Origin of the sequence: Limosilactobacillus caccae, assembly GCF_900156885.1 — a bacterium.
Classification (GTDB): Bacteria; Bacillota; Bacilli; order Lactobacillales; family Lactobacillaceae; genus Limosilactobacillus; species Limosilactobacillus caccae.
Window position 1 is genome coordinate 1 of sequence record NZ_FTOY01000002.1, and the last position, 4,930, is coordinate 4,930.

The following is a 4,930-nucleotide window of genomic DNA, read 5'->3' on the forward strand; positions in this document are numbered from 1 at the left end:
TTCATGAAAGATGGTCCTTTCTTAAACGAAGACGGGGTCCAACCATCTTTCGTTTTTTTATTTTAAATTTTAAAACAAAATAAGCACCGATGTTAAATCCATCAGTACTTAAAATTGTAGACCCTTTATCTTTAATAAACTGACTTGTAAATTTCGTCGTAATAACCGTTGTCTGAGCCCCTAGTAGTGAAAGTGAGAAGTGATTTGAACGTATCACTTTCTTTCCACGCTGTTAGGCTTTCAAAGTCCTGCCAAGCTGTTAGGAGGACAAGGGTAGTTGCCTCGGCTTTGTTATCAACAGACAGCATTAGGCCGCCATTCATTCCTGTGGCATCTTCAATTACCTTCTGTAAAGAATTGTGAAGTAATTTTTGTCGATCACCATTTACTTGGAAAGACTGGTAGTAAAATAGTCCATTTAGGTTTGCGTTTAATGACTCATCAAGAACAGTCAATTTAACTGGTGACTTGAAAACTGTTTCTTCACCAGAAAGGTCAAATAATGCTAGCTTATTGCTGTGGGCACTAGCTTGCATCATCTTAAACCGCCGTTGCGGATATTTATCGATTATTGATTGTAAGATTTCGCGGGAGCCAAAAGTTAGGCTGATGGTTGTTAGCATGTTATTCCTCCTCAAAGTAAGATCTCATTTTTATTATAATACTTTTGACGGTTAAATGACTATTTAGCGGCGATTAGTTGCGAATTTTTCAAGCATAATTTTCTAAAGAAAAAGTTAAACTTACAAAAAGTAAATAAAATTTTCCAAACGCCTTTTATCTGCTTTGAAAGCATAGTATAATATTTATTGTATTGAGGAATGTTCTAGTTAAACTCACTTAAAGGAGGCCACAAACAAATGGTTACATTATACACGTCTCCAAGTTGCACGTCTTGTCGAAAAGCACGCGCCTGGTTACAAGAACATAATATTGCATATAAAGAGCAAAATATCTTTTCTGACCCGTTGACGTTAAATGATATTAAAAATATCTTACGGATGACGGAAAATGGGACAGAAGATATTATTTCAAAGCGGTCAAAGGCTTACAAAAAGTTAAACATTGACCTTGATGAATTATCACTAAAGGAACTTTTCAACTTGATTAGTGAGAACCCCGGTTTATTACGGCGGCCAATTATTATTGACGATAAGCGTCTCCAAGTTGGCTACAATGAAGATGAGATTCGCCGGTTCTTACCACGGAAGGTTCGTGAATTAGAGTTGGCTGAAGCACAAGAAAAGGCTAATATGATTTAAATATTAGTAAGTGGGGAAGTGAGATGCTTTCCCTTTTTTATTCGACTTTACTTTTATTATAAATTCTTTACAATAGAAGTAACGTTTAATCCCGGCAAAGGAGGTGCTGCTCAATGGAGATGGAACGCATTAATGAAAATACTATCCGGGTGCTAGTTGATAATGATGATCTTTCTGCTCGGGGAATTACCATCTTAGACCTGCTTGGCAACCACCAGCAGATTGAGGATTTCTTTTATAGTATTTTAAAAGAAGTTGATACAGAACATCAATTTCAAAACAATGATGCAGTGACTTTCCAGGTTATGCCGACCAACGACGGGCTTGAATTATTTATTAGCAAAAATGATTCAAATCTTGCTGGCGATGAACAGCATAGGCCAGTTAACGACCAAGTAGCGCAGTATATTAAGCAACAGTTAGCGCAAAAGCGAAACGAGAATGACCAGCGAAAGACTGCGGTTGTCGATGATCAACCCCAGCCGGTAAATCAACAGCCAGCGAAGTGGAAGGTTGTTAGTTTTGCCAATTTTGAAGATTTAGTTGCTTTTGCCCATATCACAGGTGATGCAGATATCTTGTCTGCCCTTTATAAGTATGATGGTCAATACTACTTAGCAATTGGCTACGGTGACCTCGCGGAGAATGATTCGCTAGTTAAGGATCATTTAGCACTGGCATATGAATACGGTAATCCAACGGCAACGACAGTTGATTTTCTGAGTGAGCATGCCAACAAGATCATGGATGTATCGGCACTCCACTTAATTCGCCACTATTTCCAATGACTACTGAAGTAAGCTGTTTTCCCGCGATTACTATGTAATATTCGGAGATAAAACTAGGGACTGGAAAGAAATATAGTTTCTTTCCAGCCCCGCTTTTTTATTTTAAAAAGTGAAAATTGCCTTTTAATACGTATATAAATAATAGGAGGGCAATTAGATGTTAGTAGCAGAAAATGATGGTAAATTGATCTTCGCAGATGATGTCACTTCATCCAGGGGACACTTTCGTTGCCCCGGTTGCCAACAGGATGTAATCTTTCGTCATGGTAATAAAAAAATTGCTCATTTTGCCCATACCAAGGCGGCAACATGTGGTTTTAGTGAGGGGGAGACTGCTGAGCACTTGCGGGGGAAAAAGCAGATTTACCGGTGGGCGCAAGCAAAGGGTTGGCAACCACGACTAGAGGCCTACCTACCGACAATTGTTCAGCGGCCAGATATCCTGGTAGAAATTGATGGGCAGCAAGTCGCGTTTGAATTTCAGTGCAGCCCCCTTAGCATTGAACGACTGCTTGACCGGAACGCTGGCTACCACCGCGCCAATATCAAAGTATGGTGGATCCTGGGAGCTCCTTACAGGCGACGGTTAGGCAGTCAAAAGGTGGTGCAGTTTACCCAGTTGTTAAGTGGCCAACCGTGCTTACTTTTTTGGGACACCAAGAAGGGATGCTTAACGGTAAACCAGCAATACTGCCGTTGTTCATACGCTGGCAATGCGCAAAAGAAACAGGCATTGGAGCGCCAACTGGCAAGGCTGCTCAACGAACAGTTTCGTCCTTCCACAAAGGAAGTTCGTGACTTAATAATGACCGCTTGGCAGCAAAGGGGCCGGCAACTAGGACAGTGTCCACTGGTTTGTCACGACCTTTCACCGTCCTGGCCAGCACTTAGCTACCCGGTACTTTTATGGCGAATTAGTGTAATATTAGAGTTAGCGACCTTTCCTTTGTTTTATTCGTGGTCGCTTGAAAAATGGAGAAAACTACTTGTTACGTGTGGCAAAGACGGGTGGCTTAAGCCCGGCTGTGTCGGCGATAATTACTTGCAGCAAATGGTGATTACTGATTTTACTACTGACCTTACCGCAGCACAGGTGGTGGTTAAGCAGGGAAAAGAAATCGTCCTGTTGCGACGGCCACACTGGGTTAAGCAGCCACAAGCCAAGTTAATCGATTATGTGCAGATGAAAAGGAGTGCTTAGAAATGCAACATACGTGTACAACATTTTTAGCAGGCAAGAAAGCGACGGTTGACGGATCGACCTTAATTTGTCGGGAAGAGGACTATGGCAATGCCTTTGACCCCCAGAAGTTTGTCGTTGTTAAACCAGCAGACCAACCCCTGGACTACCAAAGTAAAACAACGAAGTTTCGCTTAAAACTAGCGGTCCCAAAGTTAAAATATACTGCAACACCAGATGCTGACAGTCGTGATGGAATATTTGCAGCAGGGGGGATTAATAGTGCTAACGTTGCGATGACGGCAACAGAGACGATTACGACGAATGCCCGGATCCTTTCCGTTGATCCCTTTAACGACGAGGATGGGATTGGCGAAGAAGACTACGTTACCTTGACTCTCCCGTATATTGAATCGGCCCGGGAAGGGGTGGAACGGTTAGGAGCACTGGTCAGTAAGTATGGAACCTATGAAGCGAACGCCATTGCCTTTAGCGATCAAGATGAGGTCTGGTATTTGGAAACGATTGGTGGTCACCACTGGGCGGCAGTCAGGATTCCTGACGACGCCTATGTGATTGCACCTAACCGACTAAACATTCGTGAATTTGATTTTACTGTCCCGGATACGCTGTGTTCACCAGACTTAAAACAATGGATCGATGATAATAATTTAAATCCCGATCAAGATGGCTATAATTTGCGGCACATTTGTGGGAGCCAGACCCTTACTGATACGGTTTACAATAACCCTCGTGCATGGTATGTGCAAAAGCAGTTGGGGACAGTTAATCCCGACCCGCAAGACCATGATTTGCCGTTTATTTGTTACAGTGAGGAAAAGATAACCGTCCAGCGGGTAAAGATGTTATTAAGCTCTCATTACCAAAATACTGATTATGACCCTTATAAGCACGAGCAGGGGCAGGCACCGTTCCGGTCAATTGCGCTGAACCGCAACTTAGAGCTTCATATTCTCCAGCTCCGGAATAATGTTCCCGCTGAAATCGCCGCAGTTCACTGGCTAGCGTTTGGACCCAACACCTTTAACGCGGTTGTTCCCTTCTATGCAAATGTTGATAATACCCCCGCACCATACCGTGATACGACAGGGGACTATTCAACCGACAACATGTACTGGTTGACCCACACCTTGGCAGCAATTGGCGACCAGTATTATCGCCAGGCCCAAGCGTTAGAAGAAGACTTTGAACAGCAAGTGATGGCGAAAACGATGCATATCCAGCACGTGGCTGACCGTCAAATAGTCACTTCAGACCGCCTCACTCAGGCAAATGAGCAGATGGCGGCAATTGCACTTGCGGAAACCAAAAAATTATTAGGAAAGCTCGTTAAACTCGCATTTAGCAATGAAAAATTACAGTTCTGACGGGCAAAGCCAAGCAGGGAAAAAGTGGCCCCAGGTGGTTAATCATGACCAGTGGCGCTTGATTGTAGTGAGCCTTTTGAGCCGCGCTTTGACCGCGAAGCTAGGCGCCACATTCCCGCAATTACTGTGTAATATTTGGCACAAAAAAAGAGACTGGGGAAGAATCAATTTCCCAGTCTCTTACTTAGGGTCTACAATTTTAAGTACTGATGGATTTAACATCGGTGCTTATTTTGTTTTAAAATTTAAAATAAAAAAACGAAAGATGGTTGGACCCCGTCTTCGTTTAAGAAAGGACCATCTTTCATGAAT

General features: G+C 42.8%; 5 protein-coding genes. 4 read left to right on the forward strand and 1 reads right to left on the reverse strand.

What is annotated here, in order from left to right; genetic code table 11:
- Positions 1-131: 131 nt before the first annotated feature.
- Positions 132-623, reverse strand: coding sequence for a hypothetical protein (locus tag CZ502_RS00065; RefSeq protein WP_076459096.1), 492 nt, complete (start codon positions 621-623; stop codon positions 132-134).
- A 237-nt stretch (positions 624-860) separates the two neighbouring features.
- On the opposite strand from CZ502_RS00065, the gene spxA reads away from it, so the two are divergent.
- The 4 genes from spxA (at position 861) to CZ502_RS00085 (ending at position 4,618) form a co-directional block, all read left to right on the forward strand.
- Complete coding sequence (spxA, locus tag CZ502_RS00070; RefSeq protein WP_076459097.1) at positions 861-1,262, forward strand: transcriptional regulator SpxA; 402 nt, start codon at positions 861-863, stop codon at positions 1,260-1,262.
- Positions 1,263-1,375: 113 nt separating this feature from the next.
- The gene (locus tag CZ502_RS00075) at positions 1,376-2,050 is read left to right on the forward strand and encodes an adaptor protein MecA (protein ID WP_076459098.1); all 675 of its coding nucleotides are present in this window, start codon (positions 1,376-1,378) and stop codon (positions 2,048-2,050) included.
- 157 nt (positions 2,051-2,207) lie between these two features.
- Positions 2,208-3,251 (forward strand): competence protein CoiA, encoded by a 1,044-nt coding sequence (locus tag CZ502_RS00080; protein WP_076459099.1) that lies wholly within the window; start codon positions 2,208-2,210, stop codon positions 3,249-3,251.
- A 2-nt stretch (positions 3,252-3,253) separates the two neighbouring features.
- The gene (locus tag CZ502_RS00085) at positions 3,254-4,618 is read left to right on the forward strand and encodes a C69 family dipeptidase (protein ID WP_076459100.1); all 1,365 of its coding nucleotides are present in this window, start codon (positions 3,254-3,256) and stop codon (positions 4,616-4,618) included.
- Positions 4,619-4,930 lie beyond the last annotated feature (312 nt).